This window comes from Paenibacillus sp. Lou8.1 (assembly GCF_024213565.1).
In the GTDB taxonomy this organism is placed as follows: domain Bacteria; phylum Bacillota; class Bacilli; order Paenibacillales; family Paenibacillaceae; genus Paenibacillus; species Paenibacillus polymyxa_B.
Window position 1 is genome coordinate 78,164 of sequence record NZ_JANAVN010000014.1, and the last position, 24,904, is coordinate 103,067.

Genomic DNA, 24,904 nt, shown 5'->3' on the forward strand with positions numbered 1-24,904 from the left:
AATGAATAGTTCCAAACAAGCTGTACAATTTCGCCCATTTACCCGCACAGAGCACGCCTTCCAAAAGCTAAGAGTCTGCAAGCGTTGTGGGCAATTTACCGCCCTTTGGGAAGAAAAGTGCACATCATGTGGTCGGGATACACTAGTTCCTGTAGAGCAATATGCCAGACTCAGAGCCAAACGTTATTTTCGTAAAGACCTTGCTGTCAGTGTCATATTGCTGGCCGCTACTGTCTTTTTCGGCCACTCACCGCAACAAATGCTTTTGTGCGGTATCGTCGGTGCGCTTCTTCTGCTGCCCTTAGTGCTTCTACAGCAGGGTATTTATCCTTATGAACAGCGTAGGCAGCTTATACGTCTGTTCAGAGGTCGTATAGAGCAGATCCAGGAAGGACTAAACATTAATCATAAAAACGCGGTTGCCCTGCGGCAACTCAGTGAGCGTGTCTCCTATGAAATGCTGCGTGAGATGGCTGTACTCATTCACAATGATCGGATAAGGCTCCAGCAGGTCGCCCTGCTGCAATCTTTCGTTCTCCGCAAAGACATGGAATTAACGCTCGATCCCCTCCTGATCAAGAGCTTCGAGCCGCTTATGGTCAGATATATCGGAGAGATTGCCAGACTCAATCGTGAGCTGATCAAGGACCGGACATTCCGATACGTAGTCTTTTATGAACGCCGAATTCTGGAATTGGCAGGGGGCGAAGATATTCTCGTCCGCGTAGCCAGTGCAGCTGTCCGTAAAAAGCGCTACGTAGTCACCCATGCCGCTTTCATTTCCAGATATGTACGCAAACTGCCAAAGGAACGAGTCCAGCGTTTATATCATATCATTCAAGAGAATCCGTTAGAACCCTTTGGAGATTTGGCCGATGAAGTAAAGATCATGTACCTGATGGAGCAGTATAAAAACTGATCTGTCCTAACGCCCTTCTATATATGACGTCATTACCATGACAAACCACTGCAATAAAGCAGCAAAAAACCGTCAGGATCGCCAACGTGCCTCCAGACGGTTTTTTTAATTATGGATTATTATAACATTGTTATCTTTTTTATTGGCCTTGCAGTTTTTGCTGCGCATGTCGAATGGAAGTAAAGTTAAGAGCACGCACACCCTTGCTATCATACACAATAATCTCTTTATTCAAATATGGGTGTAGACCATTAAAATATCCAGGCATAATTAGTCTGCGCATAAATAGGTTTTTACCCAGTATACGGGGTGAATTGGTCGCTACAACAAGCATTTGCTGGGTTGCAGACCATGGGCTAGGTTGAATATATGACAGACAATACTCGCCTGCCGTAAAGTCGTCGCCCAATGTATACCCTTCCTCCGTACATGTAATTTGCAGATCGGCCTGGTGCTTTTGAAGCAGCTCATGTCTGGACAAGCCCGAAGTGATACAAATCACGTTGCTATCAGCCAGTGCTTCCTCCGTAATATCATTAGAAGACACCACGGGATAATGAACACCGATATACGGATTCCAAGTTGCTGTTCGTGGGCTAGCCAAGGCGTTCGCCGTCCGTCTCACCGCCTGCTCTTCCTCCGGTGTAGCATAGCTGGATGGAAGGACAATGTGAAGACGATCCATATAAACGTCAAGCACACCCATACCGTGGCTCAAAACGTTTCTTCCAACGCTTTTCGAGCCCACCGTTTTCATTTTGGCATCCGATTCTTTTGTAAAGCATCCACTGCTTTCTTCCTCCCGTTCGGCAATCAAACGGTATTCAGGTGAGGGGCGTTTATGTGACTGTGTTTTAACAAAGCGAAAGCGGCTGTATTCCCGCAAGTCCAACACGAAAATACGGGCTCCGATACGAACCTGGGCCAGCTCCAAGGGCATGACCTCTTGAGAAAGATGAATGATAAATTCTTCGGCGTGAACCGCCTCGATATCCAACTCACCTGTGGCACTCATTTCACCGTACAACTCAGCATATTCCTCATTTTCATCCATTCGCGTCAGTTCCAGCCAGTAAGCCCGGTTATGTCTCCCCCGTTCCGTCCGATAGGCAATACGCTGAGGTACGACATCTCTTCTCCATTGCATAAGCCAACCCAGTACGCCGTCCAGAAGTCTCAGCTCATGCGTATCCCAGTGATTAGACTGCCGCTCTACAACACCTCTAAAATGATCAGATAGAAGCTCTGTTACAGGGGCTGTGTATGCTTGTGCAAATAAGTAATCCTGATCTCCGCATACATTCAATATTGGCATATTCAACAGATTTATCAGATGCTTAGGATGTGGCGCTCCAGAGATAACCGCAATAGCCGCAAACCGAGAAGGATAAGCCTGTGCCATCGCCCAGGCAGCATATGCTCCGTTCGAATAACCCGTCAGATAGATCCGCTCTTCGTCCACTCGGTATGCTTGCAGTATGACATCCAGCGCCTCCAAAAAAGCAGCTTCTCCAATATAACTGCCCAACGTTACACCACGGCATGAAAAAGTAACAAATATAGCTTCCTCTTCCCAGCCTTGCCCAAAACCTCGATTCTGAAAATCCGGCAAACCCAGCTCATATCGCTTGCCTGGCATCAGGACGATCAGAGGATACTGTCGGTCAGTCGAGTAGCTTCTGGGAAGCTGAATGGTATAGCGTTGCAAACTATTGTCCAAGCGGGAGACAAAAAATCCTTCCCCAATTCCGTCATTAGACAAAAAAATGTGTTCTTCTTGAAGTAAGGATGGGGGCTGTGACTGTTCGGTATGTCCATTAGTGAAGATCTGTTTTAATAGCTTGATATATTCACGCACAATCCGGTAATCCCAGATTTCAAAAGGATCTTCCGGCAAATCCGTTAACCTTTTTAATTCCTCAAGCAGGCCCTCTATTTGTATTTTCTGCGCAGAAGGAAGAATATCTATAGCGCGGGCTTGAATGTACCGGTCATACTCTTCCTGCAAGCCCTCCACGACGACTGACAAAGGCCGCACAAGTGCCGAATACACAAAATGATGCTCCACAGCCTCATGATCCCGATATGTAACGGTGAAGTGCAGCATTCCCGTATTCCTGGCCTTTTCCTCATCCCAGTCATAGCTTTGCTCCTGCTCCCAATGTGCTGGAAAGCGATCCAGCTTCATGCCTTCATCATTCGTTACCTCGACCCATAACGTTTGATCTAAGGGAAGATCTATCCGATCCTTACGCAGTAAATAAAATAAGATCGGGTTGTCTTCACCCTCCCTGCCAGCACTTTTCTCAACCTCTAGCCATGCCATATGAAAACGTATATTACGCTCTACAAATTCACGATGCAGTTCTGCCACATCTGGTTCGTTGCATACCTGATTTCCACTGATACGAATAGAGCGGGCCTCCTCAGGAATAAACGCAGCAATGATAACTACCGTGTGATCGCCTTCCTCCAGATACAAGCGAAAAGGACCGGATTCCGCATATACCAGTGTGCCATCTATCCAAATTTGTCCCGTTCCTTCAAAGGGTCTGAAAATCACTTCCTGTCCAGCCGTACAACGAAGATTTGAAACCAGCAAAAGCCTTTCTTGTTCGGCCAAAGGCGGAAAAACACCTAGATTCAGTTCCGCAGTCCGAGGGTCTAGCTCGGTCAGTAATCGGCACGCTGCCTTTCCTCCGGCTGAAAGCTCTATTCCTTCTTCACCACAAGCCTTTTCCAAATTCCAATCCTCATGGGCAAAATAATTGGACCATTCCCTGCCCACACCGCAATTTTCCGGGAGCATGACCGGACCGACTGCATAAGCAGACCTCAGACGTACCGGATGATCCGACAGCACAGTTGTTGCTTTTTCCAGATGTGTGAACCTCATAACATTCCCCCTCCAGGTTTTTGTTTCCTCAGAGACGTAGTCGCGGTTATATCCCGTTTAACATTCAATTGAACTATATAAAACTATTCGTTATTACCTCTACGTACTCCTCTGTTCTTCTCAAAAAAGTAGCTATGATAAAAAACAAAAAAAGAGGCAGCCTCAGCTACCTCTCTTGATCATTACGATTATTTTCTTACAATGCTGCCTGCAAGTCTTCGATCAAATCTTCCAGATCTTCAATCCCAACCGAAATCCGTACCAAACCTTCGGTAATGCCTAACTCTGCACGACGTTCTACCGGAATAGAGGCGTGCGTCATACGTGCCGGAACGCTAATCAGACTTTCAACCGCTCCCAAGCTTTCAGCTAGTGTAAAATATTTCACCTTTTTCAAAAGTGCAACCGCGTCAGCGTCACTACCTACATCAAAGGAAATGATGCCGCCAAAGCCTTCAGCCTGGGTTTTGGACAGTTCATGTTGTGCATGGCTTTCCAATCCAGGGTAGTACACTTTGCTAACCTTCGGATGTTTTTCCAAAAAGGCTGCAATTTCCTTCGCATTTTGCTCAATCGCTTCCATACGCAGACCCAATGTTTTAATACCGCGGATCAATAACCAAGAATCCTGCGGGCCCAGAATAGCACCAATGGCGTTTTGCAGAAAATGCAGTTGTTCTCCCAGCTCGTCGCTGTTCACAACAGCCAGACCGGCTACAACATCGCTGTGGCCGCCCAAATACTTGGTAGCAGAGTGAATGACGATATCAGCCCCAAGTGTAATTGGCGTCTGCCAATAAGGGGTAGCAAATGTGTTGTCGACGATCAGTAAAAGATCATGTTTTTTTACAAGCTCCGAAACAGCACGGATATCAGTAACCTTCAAAAGCGGGTTCGTTGGCGTTTCGACATACAATGCCTTCGTATTCGGACGAATTGCTTTGGAGATGGCTTCCAGGTCAGTCGTATCCACAAATGTGGATTCAATTCCGATACGGCTGAGCACTTTGCTTACAATACGGTAGGTGCCTCCGTATACATCATCGGTCAGCAAAATATGATCCCCTGCGTTAAATAGTGAAAATACCGCATGAATGGCTGCCATACCCGAACCGAAAGCAAAACCACGCTTTCCTTCCTCCAGATCCTTGATCAGCTCCTCCAGAGCAAACCGGGTCGGATTGCCTGTACGCGAATATTCGTATCCCTTATGGACGCCAATTTCCTCTTGCTCATAAGTGCTTACCTGATAAATAGGAACGTTAACTGCGCCTGTATGGGGATCGGTAGGAAGCCCGCCGTGAATCAGTTTTGTTTTGCGTTTCATTTTATATCCCGCCTTCATATATTTTTTTGCTCAGATAACGTTCGCTGCTATCCGGGAAAATGGTGACAATATGTGCGCCATCCGGTGCATTTTCTGCTTCCAGTAAAGCGGCATGTAAAGCAGACCCTGAAGAACTGCCAACGAGAAGACCTTCACGTGCAGCCAGTTCCTTGACACGGTCAAAAGCATCGACATCGCTAATGGTGTGAATGGCATTAAAATATCCTTTATCCACAAATTCAGGGATTAATTCCATGCCAATTCCTTCCGTTTTATGTGGGCCTGACTCGCCGCCATTCAAAATGGACCCTTCTGGCTCCACGATGACCGTTTTAAGGGCTGCATTTTGTTCCTTAAGATAACGCGAGGTTCCCATAAACGTTCCCCCCGAGCCTGCACCTGCCACAAATACGTCCACTTTTCCGTCCAGATCGTTCCATATTTCAGGTCCCATTGTCGTATAGTATGCCTCGGGATTATCCGGATTACTGAATTGCCGTGGCAAGTATGCATCTTTTATTTCAGTAGCCAATTCTTTTGTTTTTTCGATAGCTCCTTTCATCCCCTCACTTGTCGGGGTATGAACGATGCGTGCTCCCAATGCCTTCATCAGGTCCTGCTTCTCTTGGCTGAACTTCTCAGGCACAGCAAAAATAACCGAGATATTATAATGAAGCGCTGCCATCGCAAGACCAATACCTGCGTTGCCTGCTGTTGCTTCAATTAATGTCCCCCCTGGCTTCAGCTGACCTGTTTTTAATGCTTTTTCAATTAGAGCCTTCCCCACCCGATCCTTAACGCTGCCGCCGGGATTCATAAACTCCAGCTTCGCAAACAGGCGAATTCCTCTCGGTAGAGAATAGCTGTTCAGCTCCACTAATGGCGTGCGTCCGATGAGTTCAAGGGTATTTTGATATACATTCATAATTTCAAGCTCCTTTTAATGGCGAATCCAAAATAAACCAATGGTCAAAAATTAACGCCTATTGTCGGAGAAGTTCGCTATCATCTCCGAGAAAACACAGTAATACGGTAAGTATTGATGCAATAAGATTTTATGTGTATTTGAAGCTTTTGTCAAATGGACCAGTCACAATACCCACACCCCCTGCCTACTTGCTCGATATCATAGAGAAGATGTCACAAAATATCCTTGTGCAACATAAGGAGGAGTTCATATATGGGAAATCAATTTCTGAAGATAGCTGCCGTATATTTTGCCCTTAGTGTGCTGCTTAGTGTAATTATTGGCGTGTCGGGTGATTACAGCCTGTCCAATGTTCAGTCTCATACCCATTTGCTGGGTTGGATTGCACTTGGAATTATAGGTCTGATCTATGTGACCTTTCCTGCACTTTCAGTTACTATTCTGGCACATATCCATTTTTGGATGCATAATATCGGTCTGCCCGTGTTGATATTGGCGATTATAGGTGAAAATTACAAGGTTCCAGAGGCTGGAGTTTGGATCGTCATAGGATGGGTGTTACTCGCCGGGGGGACTATGCTGTTTATGGTGAATGTGTGGGATAGACTGCGCTAAAGCAAATAAGTTCTCTTCAATGGCCATAAAAATAAGGAGCCTGATCATGTCAGGACTCCTTGATATCTTCATTATATGTTTGCTATATACCAGCTTTGCTAGCTAAGTGTTCTATACTATTACTTCACTGTTTCATCCTGTACATGTTCTTTACAGAAGGTCTCAACAGCTTGCAACTCATCATCTTCAAGTTCAAGATCAATGTAACGATTCGTTACTTTTTCAATTAATTCATACTTTAGCAGTCCCGTCTTTTCTTCGTCTACTAAATAAAGACAACGGATATACAGTCCGTTTTCAGTGTATAGCTCGTCGTCCTCCTCTACCTCTACATCAATGATAAATTCATAACGCTGTCCAGTCAAAATACCAAAAGCATCTTTAATCTGATCTACTGTGTACGTTGTAAAGTTCAACATGTTTTTATTCCCCCCGGGTTTCCTTCAATTACGGTGCATTCTACGCCCGCAGGCAGTAGTTGTTCAACTTGTGTTCGTACTTCTTGACGACTCAAATCCTGGCCCATGATGGATATCCAGCCCCGATCATTACGCGAGCGAATTAAACGCCCTATGCCTTGTCTGAGTCTAAGTGCCATGTGAGGCATATCTATCTGAATAAACGGATCTGCTGCATCCTTGCGCAGAGCCGTAAAAACCGGATCATTCGGAGGAAATGGCAGTGACCAGATAATGACGTGCGACAGAGAAGGTCCAGGAATATCCAATCCTTCCCATAATGTAACAGCGCACAACACACTTTCCTCATCATTCTGAAAAGCTGAGATCAGATGGCTGATTTCAGCCGAACCTTCGTACAGAAAACGATAGGCAGACGCCTCCGGGTAGGCAACGAGACCCGTCTGGAATGCAGCCAGTTCTTCCTGTGAAGGAAACAGGATAAGCGCTCTTCCCTGTGATTTCTCCAGCAGTGCCAGTGCTCTCGGAATTGGATCATCCCCCGCTTGCAACGGGTACAGGGCAGCTTGCATCTGATCGCTGTAGTCATAAGGTGAAGCAACAGAAAACGTTAGCGGATTTTTAATACCGAGACTCTGCGCCATATAGTCAAAAGAGCTCTCTACGGAAAGTGTAGCTGAAGAGAATACGATCGGTATATGCTGGGCAAATACTCGTTCTTTGAGAATCTCTTTTACCATCTTCGGCATAACCACAAGCGTTAATCCATCCTGATCCTCCATCACCCACGAAATGAGAAGTTCAGGACGCTTAAACAAAGCCAACGCGGTTTGAATCATTTCCAAATGTTCTTCCACAATTTTGACTTGATACTCATCCAAAGAGAATAGCCCGCTTTCAAATACAAGCTCTTCTTCGATCGTGCCGATCAGTTCACCAAAGCGGTTTACCTCTCGAATCAGTGACTCATTCAGAATGAACTCCTTGCGATTAGAACCCTGTACAGGCTGACTGTTCTTATCAAGCGCAGCGAACAAAGCCTCACTTTGGGAGATCGCATCTTCGATCGTCATTGCCAAAGATTCCCGTACTTCTCCCTCCAGCAATCGGGTAATTATAGATTCAAACTGAGCGTGCTTAAGCTTGTAGGTAAGCGCATTTTGTGCCGCTGTCTCCAGCAAATGCCCTTCGTCAAAGACAACAGAGCTGTGCTCCGGCAGCAACGGCAGCTGACCCTCGCGCTTTCTCGCTTCGTAGGTCCATACATGCTCCATATAAAAGTCATGAGAGCAGATGACCAGATCTGCCGCTTTACGGTAATGATCACGAGACAACGTCTGACCGCAACGATGCCGCTGATGGCAAACGAGACAGTCTTGAAATACATCCCATCCGAGTCTGCTCCACTGTCCATCTGTTAGCTCGGGATATTCCTTTCGGTTCCCGTAAGGAGTAAAGGATTGTAACGTATCTGGAAAATGAACAAAATCCGGCAGTTCCTGATAAATATCACGGAAAACATCTGCGTCCTCATCCAGTCCGCCTCGCACTTCATCTAGCTTATTCAGACAAATATACTGATCCGGCGACTTCCCCAATCTGGCATCAATCGTCAGATTCAAATGCTGTGCCAGCTTGGCAATATCCCCTTCCGGCTTTACCAATTGTTCAATTAACGATTCGTCCGCACAGGCGATAATCGCCGGTTTTCTCATGTATCGGGCATATGCAATAGCGTACAGCAGGTATACGAGCGTTTTACCAGTACCCACACCTGCTTCTGCAAAAATGGTCTTTTTTTCCTTATAGGCACGTTCTAGCTGGAATGCCATATAAATTTGTTCATCCCGAACCTCAAAGCCGACTTCAGGCAAAACTTCATAAAATACATCCGCAATCCAGTCACTTGCCTGCTCAATAAACGGCTTGGACGGATCAAAGGCAAAAGGGTAAGTAGTCAATCGGGCTGTGCCTCCAATTCGTTCATAATGTGCATCCTTTCATTATAACGCAAAACAAGCTAAAAAGAACATGAAAACTGTAAGAACAGCTTACATTTTTTATTTCGCTATAAGAATCCCTTTAAAATAAAGGGACATACTTTTGTCTGAGTGAGACGCTACGTGTAGCATTTGATCCTACGATCGCTGTTGCCCCGGGATTCTCAGATTTTCATAAACCTTTAAAAGGTAAGAATCCCATGGCAAAGGCGAACGCTACGCTTCTCCATATTCAAATCCTCCACTACGCTGCACACCACCGTAGTATCGTTATTTTATAAATGAAAAATGTCTTGCTTTCCTGACAAAAAAAGTAAAACACATTAACAAAATAAAAAAACAAATAACCACCTAATGTATTGCAAGCATTAGCTGGTTTCTTGTTAATTGAAGAATATGCATTAAACAGAAGCTTTGGTGATCTCCTCTAATACTTACAGAAAAGACGATTGCTGCTCATATCGCTGCAATTCTTTTTTATGTACAACAAAGGTGTTGGTACAAAGATCGTGGAGTCCCTGTTTTTTGGCAGTAAAAGCAACCACAATATAAATAATATGAGCAATTACAAAAGAAATAGCCTTTATCCAATAACGCCCTGAGGCGTGTAAAAATCCAAGGCGTTTTCCTTCCTTGTCCACGACAACCAAAGAGAACGCAAGCTTACCCGGTGTAGCCTGAACTTTCGATGACTCCCATAAACCACAATACAGCCATGGTAGCACGAGCCAAAGAATCAGCGGCCACAACATAAGCAGTACTTGTATGAAACCCGTCTCCTTTATGCCCAGAAGATCTGGGATAATGTAAATTGCGCCCCCTACTAAAAGGACTATGGCAGTAAGGATGATCAGATCAATCAAAAACGCTGCTGTTCTTATCCAAAATCCTCCGTATATTCTTTTTGTACTATCACTTGTTGCTGTCATGATATGTATGACTCCTTTTGCAAATGAGATTTAAAATCCAGTTTATCCCTTTATCCAAGAAGATATCATACGGTTACCCACCTATATTGTCAATTTACGAGCAAATGCTCTTAAACAAGTAAAAGGACCTATTTCCATGCATCAAAATGAAAATTTTCATAGGAATTAAGAGCTTATATATATTCATTTTTCTCTGATTGAGTACAATTTAAGCGCAGCTACAATCTTTTAACCCCCTATAAGTAGTACTTTGGCATCGAAATAAATCCAGCCTTTTCATGCATAAAAAAACAGCGTATATGTAATAAAATTACACACACGCTGTCTCACAATTCATTCCGTAAATCTGACAAATTATAGGACGATTAAATATGAGTTCGTTCTTGCACGCTTATACACTATATTTTTTTGCATTCAACACTAAACAAACCTTCTTCACCGCGCAGCTTTGCCAATGCCTCGACAAAGAAATAATCGCCATAGATAATGGGAACGTTGATGTATTTTTGCTCAGGATAATGTACGGTCCCGTTCAACAGCAATCCCTCATGCTCCTCGCCCCACGCTGTACACGTATGATGCAAGCCCTCGAGGATAGATTCTGCAGCTTCTGTAAAATGCTCCGCACGCGCCGAATATTTTGCCAGCTCCAGCAAACCACTGGCCGCAATTGCCGCAGCCGATGAATCCCATGCCCCGCGGTGCTCTTCCTCTGCTCTAAAATCCCACACAGGCAGGCAAGCATCACCCAGCTGGGATAGAAAAAAATCAGCCGTGTTCTCGGCCACCTTCAAATAACGCGAATCGCGCGTGTACCCGTACGAAAGCGTAAAACCATACAAAGCCCAAGCCGTGCCGCGTGCCCAGGCAGAACCGGGAGCAAATCCCTGTCCGCCATGCTCGGCGACCTTTTTTCCAATCTCCGGATCGAATTCGACTACATGTGCGATAGAGCCGTCCGAACGGACAAATTCACGTGCTACAGTATCTGCATGCTGCACAGCGAGAGCGGCAAAACGCGGATCTCCGCTTTCCTCCGAAGCCCAATAAAGCAAGGGTAGATTCATCATACTGTCTATAATCGCAACGCCCCGTGTATCCATGTCCTTCGAGGGGAAGTTCCACGCGCGAATAAAACGGCCATTCACGTTAAAACGGGCAGCCAGCAGATTGGCAGCCAACAGCCCACGTCTTCTGGACTCTAAATCTCCGGTCAGCCGATAGGCGGCCACACCGCTGAGCAGCCAAATAAAGCCAAGATCATGGTCTACAGCTTCGCTATTATAGAGTATTTTTTCCAAACGACCCTCGCACCGCTGTGCAACCCCGGCAGCCACACTGTCAGGACGCGTCCGATTGACTAGCCACAGCAGCCCCGGATAAAAACCTGCTGTCCACCACGCTTCTTCACGATTATCATAACGTCCACCCTCAGCAACATGTGGAAAAGCGTCTCCCAGTCTTGCCGCCAAGGCAAGCGTCTTATCCAAAGCCAGCTCCCACGATTGCTCCAGCCACGCTTCTGCTTTCGTCATTTCTTTTTCCTCTCCTTTTTCCACATGTTAAATCTTATTTATGGCTCTAGCTCTATCTATTCAGGTAACCGAATTATAAAGGAAATGCAATTACTTTCACATTCCAGACGCGCTCCCTTAAGTAACCCATTCCGACAGGCCACGGAAGCTAATTCTTCCGGCCATACCACGTTCGTTCCTTCCGTCGTCGGGATGACTTCGAGGCTTGCACCTGCGTATTCTACTCGAATGCTTTCCGTTTCTTCCCCGGCTGACATGACATGATGAATAACGCTGCGCTCCCGACCGTCATACGCCATTAAGGGAATAAGCGCCCCTACATTCTGAATATTGCCTTGAAGCTCATACGCCACTTCAATTTTGCCGGGTACCTGACAATAATGCGTTCGGATTTCCCTCACTCCCGGAAATGGGCCTTTCCACAGGAGTGTAAAATCCGTTGCTCCGTCAGACGCTGAGCTTTGTTCCATCTGTACGGTTCCTCCACCATCCTGCGGGTCAATCCCTCCATCCCGGTCGAACTCCAGCGTACCAGGAATACCTTCCGACAAGCTGTGCCACTTTCCGTCCTCCGTTTGCCAGGCCGGGGTATAGCTTAGCGGGTAAATATCTCCCTCCGCGAAGCCTGTAAAGCCGCGGTCTGCATGACCTGCTGAGGACGGACCGATCAGCGACGGCAGCGCAGACTGCTGAATACGCACGATGCCCGGAACATTGTACGGATCGTTGACCGATGTTTGCACAAGCATTTGCTGCCCCTCTACGGCTGCAATGACAGTCTGGAACCAACCGTCCGTTGCCAACACCCGGCTGCCGATCTCCGCCGGGATGAAGGTTGGGGAAATGCGATCCATCTCCTCACCATGTAGAAGGGTGTGGGCCAGCACAGCCGACGTCCACAGACTGTAGCAGGTATGATTCGAGTACACCTCAAAGCCATGCCGTGCCTCGGACGAATAATGGTTGCGGACAATATGCAGCTTGCCGTCATCGGTCTGCCAGCGGCTAATGGCTTGCCAGCATAGATCTGCTGCCCGTCGGAACGCACCTGCGAGCCCATGCTCTCCTGCTGTATAAGCCTGCTGAGCATGTGTTGTAAAGACAAAGGCCGCCGCCGCTTCGTTCCACTGATGCTGCGCGCTTCTTCCACGCGGCGGAATTTCCCCGTGCGGGGATAGCGCCAGCAATGTGCTGAGCGCTCCCCTGCGAAGGTGGTCACGCAGTTCGAGTGCGCAGCTGCCATCATATCCGTTCTCCAGCATTACGCCCAAATGAAAACGTGTAACGATATCGTAGGCAAATGGACTATTGGGCCGATCCAGCGGTCCATCCTGGTACAGGCCCAAGCCGGTAAAACGAGGCAGGTGGTAGCTGCGGATATACGTCTCCATCCATTCCGAATCGGCTGCAATTCCTTCCGCTGCACGCAAAAACTCGCCGGAAATCATAATCGCATTCCAGTTGATCATCCGGTTCGGATTTTTCATTTTGCTCATCGTAAAAATGTAGGTCTGCTCCGGCTGAATCCTGCTCAGTTGCTGTTTCCAAGCCGTGGCTTGCTCTGGCACAAGATTTTTAAGGAGCCGATACGCGCCCATCATCATAATTGGAAAAAAGTCTGGGTGGTGATCTGGAGCTTTTTCCTCCACTACACAAGCTATGCTATGCGTCAAGGCCGCAGCAGCAGATTCCAGTAAATCATGCCGGCCTTCTTTGACCAACACCGCCGCTGCCAACGCATAGGACGGGGTGGAGTAGTACCGTTCACTATCAGAATGGGGGTCAATGATAGCTCCGGTATCATCCTGATGCAGGGCATATGCGCGAACCAGCTTTTCCAGCACGGCCAGCTTACGTTGGTGAGTCCATCCGTCATTCACTCGATTTGGCGCGCTTTCCACCTGTTCTATAAATCTCTCCAGCTCCGTCTGCCAAGGGTACACGCTGCCTGTCTGCAGCTTATTCATCCTGTCTGCCTCCCATTCAAAATGAAAATTAATGTATGGTAAAAAACAGATTGCAACCTACGCTTGCAGAATCGCTCCAGTGATTGGAGTCTAGTTGCAGCGATGTTTTATAAAACACAAAGGGAGCTCCGTCATGATCTATGTGCTTCACAGCCTCCAACCCCGACCGCAGCACGCCGGCATCATAATCTAGCCTGACGACTGCGTTCGCTCCCTTCCATTCTACGAAGCCTGCTCCCAGATTAGGCTGAATACAACTGATGAAAAACTCCTCCACATCCCATGACTTCATGCTCACGCCAGACGTTTCAAACTCAAAATGATCGGTGACGGTAAGCCTTGCCCCCTCATTTCCCTCCAGCACATTCCATATAAAGGAGCGGGTGAAGACCGCCAATTCTTCTACGGGATAAGCAGATGTCAAATCAAGCTTAAGCCTTGTGCCCGTCTGTACCTCCTCCTGCTCATCCAAAGCCATATCCAGCACAACCGCCTTTGCCTTTGCGCCCGATTGCTGCATAGTCCCATTGATGACAGGCACAGAATGACCACTAGAGGAGATATTAATAATTGACTCTCGTCCCGGTGAAAAATAGGCTTTCGTGTACAAGCCTGCTCCCAGATCACACAATAGATTTTCGCCACCGCCATGAAGGATGAAATGTCCAAGATCGTTATGATTGTGCGGTTCATTGTTATGCCCAGCCTTCGCTGAAAAAGCAAGCATGACACCTGATTCACCCTTTTGGCTTCTGGGTCCACTATGGCTGGAACTGCGGCTGCGGCACATCAGCCAACCGAGTTGCGGCAAATAATTGGCAACGGTCTCACCGCTCCCAAATGCCAAAGAATTCGTCCAAACCAGGTTACGCAATACATGAGCCCAGCGGCGACAGGGGTCTTCCAACAGACCAGGTACGCGGAAAGGGAGTGTAGATGGTCGTTCTTGCAATGAATTCAACTGAGAGATGAGTCCGGAAGGCAATCGTTCAGTTTCACTACTGTCCGAATAATTAGCGAAAATTCCATTCGACAGATGAACCCGCTCTGCAAAGGCTGCAATTTGCCTAACCTTTTTCGAGTTCAGAATATCCACAGCTCCCTCGGTAAACTCACGCAGCATATCGGCAAAATAAATGAAATAACCAAAGCCGTACACCCAGTATCCTACGCCTTCGGGGCATCCCCCGTCCTCACTATAGCCTGCCAAAAAACAATCCAGCGCGCCCAGCATACTCTCGATGGCTACCGCTCTGGAAGAGTCATCTTCTACCAGCAGCAGTGCTGCAATTCCGCAACCGGAAGCACATACTGCCGACCAGTTATGATCTGCGGTTTCCCATCCAAAATGACGAGGCTTCCAAAAAACGGGTTCCAGTACACGACGTTCGATCTCTTCGTGCACCTGAGCGACTACATGGCTAGCCAGTTGTTCTCCTAGCAGCAATAAAATTTCAACCAGCGTTTGTGCTGTTTCGGACGCGAATAAATCCACCTGCTGCCAAGGCGGTGTTACGGTGTCCTCTTCATTGACATGTGCAGGAAGCGCCCATGTGTACTCACTGCATATGTCCAGCAGACCGCTTTCCACCTCTTTCATCTTTCGAGGCTCCGGCTTGACAACAGCTTCCAGCACTATAGCAACCAGTCGTCCACGCCGTTCAAAGTACACATCCTCATACGGCTTGCGCTCTCCTGTATTAGCAAATTGCCGAAACAGAGACAACGGCAGTTCAGGCCATGATGTTTCCCGATTATCTTTACAGACACGCTCAATATCCATCCAAAGCTCGGCGTATATCGGCTCAGAGACAGTCGTCCGTAGCCTTTTTGTCCAATTACTCCTTAACCGTTGCCTTGCTGAATCCTGCATGCCGCCAGCCAGCGCCTTAACGAGCCGCGAAGCAGGCCAAGCCTCCCTCAGAAGACTCATCTGCATTTCCTCCTCATGAGAAGCATTTGTTTCACCTTCTTTTTTGTTAACGCTTTCATTGTATCTAACAATCATTGTAAATTCAAAGGGGTAGCAAAACAATTGAGAAAAAATAAAAGAACCTCTATGCCCCGTTGCCGTGGTCATGGAAGTTCTTGTTTTACACTAGTGCCAATCTCCGTCCAGATTCGCTTTGATCATGTTTTCTAAACTGTGGGGTTCTCTTGTTTCCACTTTCTAATCCCGTCATCCTCCAGAATACCCAGTGCTGCATCTGAGATATTAGGATCACGCAGCAAAGCGTCCTCGACTCTAAATTTAATATCGTCAGCATCTGCCAGCGTCATGCCCGGCGTAAGCTCAATCAACCCTTCCACGTGATAATAGCGTCCCTCCTGTAAAATACGCATTTGATAAATATCAGTAACATGCGTATCTGCGAGAATAATGGAAGCCACACGTTCTTCGATATCAGGAGGAGCAGATACACCGATCAAACCTACCATGTTGTCGTAACCGACCCGGAAAGCAACACCGACCATCAGACAACCGATGAGAATACTTGAAATGCCGTCCAGCAGTTTAAAATCTGTCAGCGATGTGACCACCACTGCTAGCAAAGCGAGTACTCCACCCGTTGTTGCTACCAAATCTTCATAAAACACCAGCCGGGTTGGCGGTGCAGCACGCCCCACATGGCGGAACGCAGAGGTGAAAATGCCTAACCCCTTCGCTTCTACTCTGGATTCATGCAGCACTTCTTTCATCGCTTTGCTCCATACAAATCCGTCCACCACTAGTGACAAAATCAGTACTATAACATTAATCCAAAATCCATGTGTAGATTCAGCCGGATGCTGCAGCAAATGAATGCCTTCCAATGCGGTTTCATAGGCCATAATCGTTACGACAATAACGGCAACCATACAGAACAGGTTAATCACTCGTCCAAAGCCGGTAGGAAAGCGTTTTGTCGGTTTTTTCTCTGCCAGTACACTGCCCGCGAATACAAACATTTGATTCACTGCATCCGCAATGGAATGCATCATCGTAGCAAACATAGAACCGCTGCCTGTCAAGGCAAAAGCAATCCCCTTAATCAGAGCAATGCCGGTATTCCCTAACGCCGCCGAGCCTGAGGATTTGTTTCCTTTTTTGACCATACTCCAAAAGGAGTCCTCTCTCTCTTTCACTTCCATCTTGTAGCTCCTCCTGAGGTATACATAATCTGATATATTATCGTTTGTTATGTATTATTTTTAACCCGTCCATATTCTACCTAACCATCTGAGGAGAATCAATACAAACGATAATATTTTCCATGGAAAAGGAATGCCCCATGTCCCCTACGACATGAAGCATTCCCGTTACAATCTTCTATCAGACATACCCTCAGGTTAACAACACAGATAATCTCCATGCGCTGACGATTGACATAAGTGCCTATTTACCAGCTTGATTTCGTAATTCCTGGAATTTGGCCTTTATGTGCCAACTCGCGAAACGCGATACGAGACAGCATGAATTTGCGCAAGTATCCTCTAGGTCTGCCTGTCAGCTCGCAACGGCTTTTCAGGCGGGTTGGAGATGAGTCACGCGGAAGCTTTTGCAAAGCTTCGTAGTCCCCTTTTGCTTTCAATTCACGTCTCAGGTCCGCATATTTAGCTACAATTTCCTGGCGTTTCTTCTCTTTTACGACTTTTGACTTCTTGGCCATGTAAAGCTCCTCCTTGTGATATATGCCAATCATGAAGGTTCACCCTCACTACCACGAGATGGATGAACACGGATATGGACTTGATTTCACATATTAAATAGTAATCATTACGATTAATATTTAATATAACGTTACTCCAGGTGTGTTGTCAACCCAAGCGGTTTGAATCACAACATTAAAAAGCCGTTGAAACAGTAGCCCCGTTCACTCTTGTGATCGGTCTGCCGTTTCAACGGCTTTAAAATTTATTGACTAGCTCTGTTCATTCAGCCAAATGGCAAGCTACCCAATGATCTGGACGAGCCTCACGATAGAGTGGAATCTCTTTGGAGCAACGGTCGATTGCAAAGGGGCAGCGAGTATGGAACTTGCAGCCCGAAGGCGGATTAACCGGACTTGGAATATCCCCCTTGAGCAAAATACGTTCTCTCTTCAGCTTCGGCACCGGAATAGGTACAGCCGACAGCAACGCCTTCGTATACGGATGCAACGGATTCCCGAATAGCTCGTCACGCGATGCCGTTTCGACCATGGAGCCTAAATACATCACGCCAATACGGGAACACAAATGTTCCACCACGCTCAAATCATGCGAGATGAACAAATATGTCAGACCCCGTTCGGCCTGCAATTTGGCGAATAGGTTAATAATCTGCGCCTGTATGGACACATCCAGCGCTGATACCGGCTCATCAGCGATAATTAGATCCGGCTGAAGCGCCAGCGCTCGGGCAATGCCGATCCGTTGGCGTTGACCTCCCGAAAATTCATGGGGAAAACGGTCGATATGATACTCTGACAATCCACATAGCTTGAGCACGTCCAGCACAATCTGCCGGACCTCCTCCTTCGTTGCTATATCGTGATCCAGTAGCGCCTCACCAATGGCATCACCAATCCGTACACGCGGATTCAGCGAGCTATATGGGTCTTGAAAGATCAGCTGAATTTTGGGACGAAGCTCCTGCATCCCTTTGGCAGACAAGCTGTGCAGATCCACCCCTTTGTATTTTACGGTACCGTCCGTTTTATCCGTCAATCTAACAATCGTGCGGCCCACCGTGCTTTTACCGCTCCCCGATTCCCCTACCAATCCAAAGGTTTCACCCTGACGGATCGTAAAGCTGATATCGTCTACCGCCCGCACATGTCCTGAAGTACGGTTCATAAACCCGGACTTCACCGGAAAGTACGTTTTTAAGCGGTCTATTTCCAACAACGGCTCAGCCATGAACAACCGCCTCCTCATATAACCAGCAGGATGCTTTCTGCTGAGCTGAAACTTCCTTTAATGTAGGCTCCTTTACACGACAAATGTCCATGCAATGCCCACAGCGGTCGTGAAAATAACAGGAAGTCGTCAGCTCCAGCGGATTAGGGACCTGCCCGGGAATGGAATACAGTTCCTCTTGGCGCTGATTAAGCACCGGTTTGGATTTTAGTAACCCCTGTGTATAAGGATGCTTAGGATGATTGAACAGCTGGACCACTTCGCCTTCCTCGACAATCTTGCCTGCATACATCACAATGACGTAATCAGCCATTTCGGCGACAACACCCAGATCATGGGTGATTAGCATGAGCGACATATTGGATTGAGCTTTAAACTCACGCAGCATATCCAGAATTTGCGCCTGAATCGTTACATCCAGCGCCGTGGTCGGCTCATCCGCAATAAGCAGCTTGGGACCGCAAGAAACAGCAATGGCAATCATAATTCGCTGTAGCATCCCCCCGCTCAGTTCATGCGGATAGCTTTTTAAAATCTGCTCCGGCCGGGATATACCGACCTGTTCGATCAGCTCCAGTGCCCACTTACGAGCTTCCTTACGGCCCATTTTCAAATGCTCAATCAGTGGTTCGGATAGCTGTTCGCCAATGGTCATGACTGGATTCAATGAAGACATCGGCTCCTGAAAGATCATGGAGATTCCATGCCCGCGAATCGTGCGCATCTCATTTCTGCTAAGCTCTAGCAGATCGGTTTTCTCAAAGCGGATGCTTCCGCCTGCCACTTTACCACCAGGACTCTGGATCAGACCCATGATCGACATCGCGGTAATACTTTTGCCGCATCCCGATTCACCGACAATGCATACCGTTTCCCCTGGCTTCACACGGAAGCTGATATCATCCACCGCTTTAACCGTTCCTTCTTCTGTATAAAAATGAGTGCTTAAATGTTCAATGGAAAGTAAATTGTCCATGGTGTATGATCACCTACCTCTTATGTTTCGGGTCAAGTACATCCCTCAGCCCGTCACCAAAAATATTAATAGCGATGACTGTAGCGAAAATAGACAGTCCTGGCGGTATCCACAACCACGGTCGTTGCTGAAAATCCAGCACATTGTTGGCGGCATCAATCATATTGCCCCAAGTTGGTGTCGTGGGCAGCACACCAAGGCCAAAGAAGCTGAGTACAGATTCACTCAAGATAGCTCCGCCAATATTCAATGTAGCGATAACGATCAACAACGGTAAAATATTCGGCAGCAGATGTTTGAACAGCTTTCGACGATTCGAGAGTCCCAGTACCGTCGCGGCTTGCATAAATTCACGTTCCCGCAAACTAAGCATCTGGCCCCTCACCATCCGTGCAATCCCCGGCCAATTGACCAGACTAAGCATCAGCATGACAATATACATCCGCTGATCGGGTGGAACCTTCCAGTCAGATAGCAGCGCGCCCATAATAAATAGCAGCGGCAAACTGGGAATTGTCAGCAGCAAATCAGCAACGCGCATAATAATCTGATCCGCAATCCCGCGAAAATATGCGGATATGACCCCCAGCGTAGCCCCCAAAAAGACTGACAATACCATTGAAGCCAAACCCACGGTCAGAGAAATTTGACCTGCCTGCATCACACGTGTCAGCACATCCCGTCCCAGCTTATCTGTTCCTAACCAGTGATGGATATTGGGCGCCTTGTTCATCATTAATATATTTGTTTTATTATCGGAATAAGGAGAACATAACGGACCGATAAAACAGAGCAAAAACATAAATACCACGACGAGCAGACCAGCCATAGCAAGCTTGTTTCTGAACAGCTGCCGGAGCGCTTGCTGCCACATTGAAGATTTAACAGTTGCTCGCAGTCTGCCGTTGCTCTTGCTCAAATTACTGCTCACGGATGACATTCCTTAGCCCCCTTCTTACACTTTCACACGCGGGTCCGCGATGCGATACAAAATATCGGACAACAGTGTCCCGATCACGCTCAATATGGCAATTAGCATCGTAAAGCCCATAAGTAGCGGATAATCCCGGAGCGAAAAGGATTGCATGTACAACTGACCGATTCCCGGCCAATTAAAAATCTTTTCAATAATCAGGGACCCGCCAAACAGCGCAGGTAATTCGAAGCCAACGAGCGTAATAGCAGGCAGTAAAGCATTTCTCAATGCGTGCGTAAAAAGTACCTTTCTTTCCTTTAAGCCCTTTGCACGGGCTGTGCGTATATAATCCTGCTGGATCACATCGATCATATTGCTACGGAAGTAGCGGGTCAACGACCCCAGTCCCAGCAGCGTCATAACGATCACTGGCAAGGTCATATGCTGGAGAACCTCCTTCACATAATCCATACCTGTAGCGTTACTGCCCGTATTGAGCATGCCACCGGGTGGCAACCACTTCAGGTCAACCGCTGCGATTTTAATCAGATACAACCCGATAAAAAAAGAGGGCACAGACATGGCAGCGAAAATCACCACCATTACCAGAGTATCAAACCATGAATACTGCTTATAAGCAGCAATCACACCGATAATGACCGCGATAAACCAGGTCAGGAAGGTCGATACAACGGCCAGCAAAAACGAGTTCCAGATGTACTCATTAAATAAGGTCAGCACCGGCCTCTGCTGAGCAAGCGAATAACCAAAATTGCCGTGCAGCGCATTGCCTAGCCAATTTCCATAGCGTTCAAGAATAGGCTTATTCAGGCCGTAAATTTCCCTCAGCTCCGCCTTTCTCTCTGGCGACAGCTTCAGATTGCCGCTAATGAAATCTCCCGGTGTCATGGCATACAGGAAAAAAATCATCATCGAAGCAGCCAACAAAATAATAACCATATACGTCAGTCTTTTCGTTAAAAACGAGCTCATGACAGACTCCTTTCAATTCAAGGTCAGGCTACTCATTACGTTTCCCCCATTTGGGAGGCCCTTTGATCTGAACCTGATGTTCTTCACAAGGGGCCCGCAAATGTGGCTTATTTAAGGGACCATTCGAACAGATTACCAGACAAGCCAATGAACGGACTGACCTTTACATGTTCCATCCGACCATTGTAGGCATACACCGTCTTCTTATAGTTGGTAAAAATAACGGGCAGTTCATCGTTTAGCAGTACATATAATTCTTGATATATTTTCTTCCGTTCTTCCATATTCGTTGTAGACAAGCCTTTTTCATATAGCTCTTTTACCTTTGGATTGTTATATCCCTTGACTTCTCCATTGACGAATTGCTCGATTCCATCTGATGGATCTGTCAGCATGCCTGTCGAGAAGGCGGCAAGATCATAATCTTTACCTTCTACTTTGGCGACCATTGCATTAAAGTCTGCAAAGATTTCCGGCTGAAGGTCAACACCAATCGCTTTGTAATTTTCAGCCGCAAGCGCAATAAAGGTGTCTGTTTCTGGACGTTTAGAGGTCAGCAGGTGGATGGTCAGCTTCTGTCCGTTTTTCTCACGGATACCGTCACTACCTTCTACCCAACCCGCTTCATCCAGTAGCTTTTTTGCTTGCTCCGGGTCGTAGTTGTATGGATTGATTCTATCGGTCGTGTAAGACCAGAATATTGGGGAAGCTGGAATGTTGGCGACCGCCCCTGCTCCCTGAGCTGCGTCGACATAAATGCTTTTCCGATCCATTCCATAGGTCAATGCTTGACGAACCTTTTTATCCTTCAGCTTTTCATTTTCCAGATTGACTTGCAAATATCCGTAAGTGCTAGGGGTATACGGCAAAATGTTTAAAAAGCCAAGCCCTTTTAGTTTGTCGATATTCTCCTGCGTTGCGGTGAAGGATGCAAAATCGGTATCGCCTGTTTCTATGAATTGCCAAGCGTCGCCTTCTGCTGTTTTGTAAATGAAATGCTGTGTTTTCGGTTTGCCTTTGAAAAAGTAATCATTCGCCTCTAGACGAACTTCTTGCCCCGGAATGAATTTTTCTAACTTATAAGCCCCATTTCCCAGAGGGCTACTATGTAGATTTTTAAAATAATCCAGCTCTCCGAACTTGTAATCCTTGCCGTAGTAGGCTTTGGACAGTACATACTCACCCAGAATCGGCAGAGCCAGCGCGTTTGGTTTTTCCAACGTCGCAGAAATGGTCTGCTCATCAATCACCTTGATTCCTGCAATTTGTTTTGCCTTGTCTTCCGTATAGTCTTTGCCGCCTTTAATATTCAGCTTTCGGATTTGGCTGTCACCAGGATAGGCTTTGTCATAGATCAACGTCCAGGTAAAAGCGACATCCTCAGCTGTCAAAGGAGAGCCATCACTGAATTTTGTACCGGGAACCAGATGAAACGTATACGTTAGATTATCCTTGGAAATATCCCAGCTCTTAGCCAGATTGGGCAGCGGAAGCCCCTTCTCGTCTACCGTGACCAGCGGAGTCCACAACTGCGAAATCACGTTGCCGTCATAGCCGCTTTGGTTAAAATACGGAGTAAACACCCCAGCTGGGTCAGTCAGACCAACAATAATCGTGTCGCTTCTCTTTTGGGACACTTCCGGCAATTTGGATAAATCAGAAGCTTGTACCAGACTTGTTAATGACTGCGCTGTAGCGGCTGTCTGTGCGGCATCACTATTTTGCGAAGTAGCATCGCTAGCGCTATCTGATCCACCACTAGAGCAAGCTGCTAATAAGGTAGAACTTGCCAGAAGTAGACTGCTGAGTAGAATAATTCCCTTTTTCAAAATAATCCCCCCAAGTTAATTTAGTAAATTCCGATCGAACAAGTTGTAATTAATAAGATAAATCTCATTATAGGAATCTATTCCGGTTCTGTAAAGAGAGAACTCCATTTTTATGTAAAAAAATAGACGTCCACTCATCTGGATTCCAAATGGTCGGCCTCTATTTGTTTAAAGTGTTAAAGTCTAACTGGTGCGTGCAGCCTAATTTCGCTCCATATAGCCCAGGATGCTCCGATGCATTTCATCCACAGCCGAAAGCCGTGCGCTATAGCCGAGCAATGTTTCACCATCAAAATGTGCATGGATGAAGCCAGAGGCACGAAGCTTAAAAATATGGTCGTGCGTGATTCCCTTGGACAGCTTGAGATGACGAACAATCTCAATAAAGGTGCGTGGAGACTGGCTTTGGTACAAATATTTTAAAATCTTGAGCCTGCTCTTCTCCCCCAAGCTTCGGATCATTCGATATTCCTGTGGGGATAAAAAATCGTCCTCCTGAACATAAATTCCTGCCGAGTAATGGCACAACAGGAGCGACCCAAATCGATAAATAATATTTATCGGCTGAAAATGATATTGCGGTACCAGCAACACCTGCGTCAACCCTTCGGAAGGCTCGAATCGGAAGCCATTAGTTGTACAATCCACCCACTCCATAGAGCTATATGCGCCCTTCTCCCGGTTTCTGCGTTCCGCTTCCTGTTTCAGCCCGCTTAGAATCCTTGTATCCACATGACGAAAATACTCTTTATCCCAACCGGATAGCAGCTGCAAAGCAAGTTTGCGAAGCTTCTCCATGTCGTCAGGCAGCGGTATCCCATAGGCTGATGCCTGTTCGTTTAATTCCTGTACAGTTCGGTTCTCCAGACGGTCTACGACCTCTTCAACGTTCCCCTGATCAGAAAGCATACAGACGAGTCCATAAATAACCTTCCAATCTGCATTGATTTCCATGGACTCCAGCAATTCGGACAAACCTGGAGACAGCGTTCCACGCACTTGCTCCACCCACTCGGCTGATAAATCGGTCTTCTTGTAAGCCTTGCGGCAAATTAAGGTGTGTAAGCTGCTGAGCAACTCAAACACCGGTCCATATGCTACATGTACATCGTAAGGAGCATTCACGTCGTGACTCATCGCTTTCTGTCCTCTTTTCTTTCATATCTGATGTCCATTATACATACTATCGTACACCCGTTCATTCTTAGTGATTTATTCTTACGAGAATTCAGCAAAACACAGATACAAATATGAACGTAACAAGCATCATAATCAAGACGCAAAAAAAGCCTGATCTCATCAGACTCTAACAGTTCAGCTATGAATTCCTGCTTGACATTGGACCAGCTTCGACCATTCCAGTACTTAATCTTGTAAGACTTAGGAACATCAACGCCAGCGCCATCTTTGAACCAATAGACATCCGTTTGGGATACCGTATATTCTTGATCAAAATCATATTGGACCCATTGTGTACCTGTCTCAGGCCAGTTACCATACACGGCATGACTTCGATCATTAGAGCTGGTTGGGTCAAATCCATCATTAAGCGCGCTCACATTTTCCCAAGGCGAAGTATAAAAAGTGCTGACCGTTGCAGCTGGCGCAATGTTTACGTTTTCATCAGGTGATGGATCGATGGGACCCTCATCGCCGTTAGTCACGCTTGGGAAACGAGACATCTAAAAGGACAACGCCTACTCTCTTATTACACCCACTCTTGATTTTGAATTAAATTACAATTTTGAAATATCGTTGGAATGATATAGCGTCA

The 24,904-nt window shown here is 46.7% G+C and carries 19 protein-coding genes and 1 pseudogene; 2 read left to right on the forward strand and 18 right to left on the reverse strand.

What is annotated here, in order from left to right:
- The first annotated feature begins 1 nt into the window (after position 1).
- On the forward strand, positions 2-919 hold the full coding sequence (locus NLX78_RS19565) for a hypothetical protein (RefSeq protein WP_254351321.1): 918 nt from the start codon (positions 2-4) through the stop codon (positions 917-919).
- Between the two features lie 139 nt (positions 920-1,058).
- Here NLX78_RS19565 and NLX78_RS19570 read toward each other — a convergent pair whose 3' ends face one another.
- The 3 genes from NLX78_RS19570 to NLX78_RS19580 form a co-directional block, all read right to left on the reverse strand.
- The gene (locus NLX78_RS19570; RefSeq protein ID WP_254351322.1) at positions 1,059-3,815 is read right to left on the reverse strand and encodes a PHB depolymerase family esterase; all 2,757 of its coding nucleotides are present in this window, start codon (positions 3,813-3,815) and stop codon (positions 1,059-1,061) included.
- A 196-nt stretch (positions 3,816-4,011) separates the two neighbouring features.
- Positions 4,012-5,142 carry a bifunctional cystathionine gamma-lyase/homocysteine desulfhydrase gene (locus tag NLX78_RS19575; RefSeq protein WP_250261516.1) on the reverse strand — a complete coding sequence of 377 codons (1,131 nt, stop codon included), beginning with the start codon at positions 5,140-5,142 and terminating at the stop codon, positions 4,012-4,014.
- 1 nt (position 5,143) lies between these two features.
- Positions 5,144-6,067: a PLP-dependent cysteine synthase family protein gene (locus tag NLX78_RS19580; protein ID WP_254351323.1), complete on the reverse strand. Its 924-nt coding sequence runs from the start codon at positions 6,065-6,067 to the stop codon at positions 5,144-5,146.
- 255 nt (positions 6,068-6,322) lie between these two features.
- Here NLX78_RS19580 and NLX78_RS19585 point away from each other — a divergent pair, with 255 nt between their 5' ends.
- Entirely contained in the window at positions 6,323-6,685 is a 363-nt protein-coding gene (locus NLX78_RS19585) for a hypothetical protein (RefSeq protein ID WP_254351324.1), read from the forward strand.
- 119 nt (positions 6,686-6,804) lie between these two features.
- On the opposite strand, the gene NLX78_RS19590 is transcribed toward NLX78_RS19585, so the two are convergent.
- From NLX78_RS19590 to NLX78_RS26775, 15 genes and pseudogenes are all read right to left on the reverse strand, one after another.
- Complete coding sequence (locus NLX78_RS19590; protein WP_061831931.1) at positions 6,805-7,104, reverse strand: DUF6509 family protein; 300 nt, start codon at positions 7,102-7,104, stop codon at positions 6,805-6,807.
- Positions 7,098-9,065: an ATP-dependent DNA helicase gene (locus NLX78_RS19595; protein WP_254351325.1), complete on the reverse strand. Its 1,968-nt coding sequence runs from the start codon at positions 9,063-9,065 to the stop codon at positions 7,098-7,100. The genes NLX78_RS19590 and NLX78_RS19595 overlap by 7 nt, the downstream gene beginning before the upstream one ends.
- A gap of 473 nt (positions 9,066-9,538) precedes the next feature.
- Positions 9,539-10,033 (reverse strand): RDD family protein, encoded by a 495-nt coding sequence (locus NLX78_RS19600; protein ID WP_254325744.1) that lies wholly within the window; start codon positions 10,031-10,033, stop codon positions 9,539-9,541.
- 398 nt (positions 10,034-10,431) lie between these two features.
- Positions 10,432-11,568 carry a glycoside hydrolase family 88 protein gene (locus NLX78_RS19605; protein ID WP_254351326.1) on the reverse strand — a complete coding sequence of 379 codons (1,137 nt, stop codon included), beginning with the start codon at positions 11,566-11,568 and terminating at the stop codon, positions 10,432-10,434.
- A gap of 56 nt (positions 11,569-11,624) precedes the next feature.
- Positions 11,625-13,535, reverse strand: a complete 1,911-nt coding sequence (locus tag NLX78_RS19610) for a glycosyl hydrolase (RefSeq protein WP_254351327.1) — start codon at positions 13,533-13,535, stop codon at positions 11,625-11,627.
- A 28-nt stretch (positions 13,536-13,563) separates the two neighbouring features.
- Positions 13,564-15,468, reverse strand: a complete 1,905-nt coding sequence (locus NLX78_RS19615) for a heparinase II/III domain-containing protein (protein WP_254351328.1) — start codon at positions 15,466-15,468, stop codon at positions 13,564-13,566.
- 206 nt (positions 15,469-15,674) lie between these two features.
- Positions 15,675-16,667: a cation diffusion facilitator family transporter gene (locus NLX78_RS19620; protein ID WP_254351329.1), complete on the reverse strand. Its 993-nt coding sequence runs from the start codon at positions 16,665-16,667 to the stop codon at positions 15,675-15,677.
- A 248-nt stretch (positions 16,668-16,915) separates the two neighbouring features.
- Positions 16,916-17,185 (reverse strand): 30S ribosomal protein S14, encoded by a 270-nt coding sequence (rpsN, locus tag NLX78_RS19625; protein ID WP_254351330.1) that lies wholly within the window; start codon positions 17,183-17,185, stop codon positions 16,916-16,918.
- Between the two features lie 262 nt (positions 17,186-17,447).
- Positions 17,448-18,416: an ABC transporter ATP-binding protein gene (locus NLX78_RS19630; RefSeq protein WP_235308217.1), complete on the reverse strand. Its 969-nt coding sequence runs from the start codon at positions 18,414-18,416 to the stop codon at positions 17,448-17,450.
- On the reverse strand, positions 18,409-19,392 hold the full coding sequence (locus NLX78_RS19635) for an ABC transporter ATP-binding protein (RefSeq protein ID WP_254351331.1): 984 nt from the start codon (positions 19,390-19,392) through the stop codon (positions 18,409-18,411). The genes NLX78_RS19630 and NLX78_RS19635 overlap by 8 nt, the downstream gene beginning before the upstream one ends.
- A gap of 13 nt (positions 19,393-19,405) precedes the next feature.
- Entirely contained in the window at positions 19,406-20,332 is a 927-nt protein-coding gene (opp4C, locus tag NLX78_RS19640) for an oligopeptide ABC transporter permease (RefSeq protein WP_254351332.1), read from the reverse strand.
- A 15-nt stretch (positions 20,333-20,347) separates the two neighbouring features.
- On the reverse strand, positions 20,348-21,301 hold the full coding sequence (locus NLX78_RS19645; RefSeq protein WP_254351333.1) for an ABC transporter permease: 954 nt from the start codon (positions 21,299-21,301) through the stop codon (positions 20,348-20,350).
- Between the two features lie 107 nt (positions 21,302-21,408).
- Positions 21,409-23,130, reverse strand: a complete 1,722-nt coding sequence (locus NLX78_RS19650; RefSeq protein WP_254351334.1) for an ABC transporter substrate-binding protein — start codon at positions 23,128-23,130, stop codon at positions 21,409-21,411.
- A gap of 201 nt (positions 23,131-23,331) precedes the next feature.
- Entirely contained in the window at positions 23,332-24,267 is a 936-nt protein-coding gene (locus NLX78_RS19655) for an ArsR family transcriptional regulator (RefSeq protein ID WP_254351335.1), read from the reverse strand.
- Positions 24,268-24,458: 191 nt separating this feature from the next.
- Positions 24,459-24,809 (reverse strand): annotated as a pseudogene (locus NLX78_RS26775) (discoidin domain-containing protein); the annotation flags it as partial.
- Between the last annotated feature and the right edge of the window lie 95 nt (positions 24,810-24,904).

What these genes read in the sequence shown, in the direction of transcription:
- NLX78_RS19635 (WP_254351331.1), bottom strand. Translation starts at nt 19,392, where the DNA reads ATGGACAATTTACTTTCCATTGAACATTTAAGCACTCATTTTTATACA.
- NLX78_RS19585 (WP_254351324.1), top strand. Translation starts at nt 6,323, where the DNA reads ATGGGAAATCAATTTCTGAAGATAGCTGCCGTATATTTTGCCCTTAGT.
- opp4C (WP_254351332.1), bottom strand. Translation starts at nt 20,332, where the DNA reads ATGTCATCCGTGAGCAGTAATTTGAGCAAGAGCAACGGCAGACTGCGA.
- NLX78_RS19610 (WP_254351327.1), bottom strand. Translation starts at nt 13,535, where the DNA reads ATGAATAAGCTGCAGACAGGCAGCGTGTACCCTTGGCAGACGGAGCTG.
- NLX78_RS19575 (WP_250261516.1), bottom strand. Translation starts at nt 5,142, where the DNA reads ATGAAACGCAAAACAAAACTGATTCACGGCGGGCTTCCTACCGATCCC.
- NLX78_RS19600 (WP_254325744.1), bottom strand. Translation starts at nt 10,033, where the DNA reads ATGACAGCAACAAGTGATAGTACAAAAAGAATATACGGAGGATTTTGG.
- NLX78_RS19615 (WP_254351328.1), bottom strand. Translation starts at nt 15,468, where the DNA reads ATGAGTCTTCTGAGGGAGGCTTGGCCTGCTTCGCGGCTCGTTAAGGCG.
- NLX78_RS19590 (WP_061831931.1), bottom strand. Translation starts at nt 7,104, where the DNA reads ATGTTGAACTTTACAACGTACACAGTAGATCAGATTAAAGATGCTTTT.
- NLX78_RS19580 (WP_254351323.1), bottom strand. Translation starts at nt 6,067, where the DNA reads ATGAATGTATATCAAAATACCCTTGAACTCATCGGACGCACGCCATTA.
- NLX78_RS19570 (WP_254351322.1), bottom strand. Translation starts at nt 3,815, where the DNA reads ATGAGGTTCACACATCTGGAAAAAGCAACAACTGTGCTGTCGGATCAT.
- NLX78_RS19655 (WP_254351335.1), bottom strand. Translation starts at nt 24,267, where the DNA reads ATGAGTCACGACGTGAATGCTCCTTACGATGTACATGTAGCATATGGA.
- NLX78_RS19605 (WP_254351326.1), bottom strand. Translation starts at nt 11,568, where the DNA reads ATGACGAAAGCAGAAGCGTGGCTGGAGCAATCGTGGGAGCTGGCTTTG.
- NLX78_RS19630 (WP_235308217.1), bottom strand. Translation starts at nt 18,416, where the DNA reads ATGGCTGAGCCGTTGTTGGAAATAGACCGCTTAAAAACGTACTTTCCG.
- rpsN (WP_254351330.1), bottom strand. Translation starts at nt 17,185, where the DNA reads ATGGCCAAGAAGTCAAAAGTCGTAAAAGAGAAGAAACGCCAGGAAATT.
- NLX78_RS19620 (WP_254351329.1), bottom strand. Translation starts at nt 16,667, where the DNA reads ATGGAAGTGAAAGAGAGAGAGGACTCCTTTTGGAGTATGGTCAAAAAA.
- NLX78_RS19565 (WP_254351321.1), top strand. Translation starts at nt 2, where the DNA reads ATGAATAGTTCCAAACAAGCTGTACAATTTCGCCCATTTACCCGCACA.
- NLX78_RS19645 (WP_254351333.1), bottom strand. Translation starts at nt 21,301, where the DNA reads ATGAGCTCGTTTTTAACGAAAAGACTGACGTATATGGTTATTATTTTG.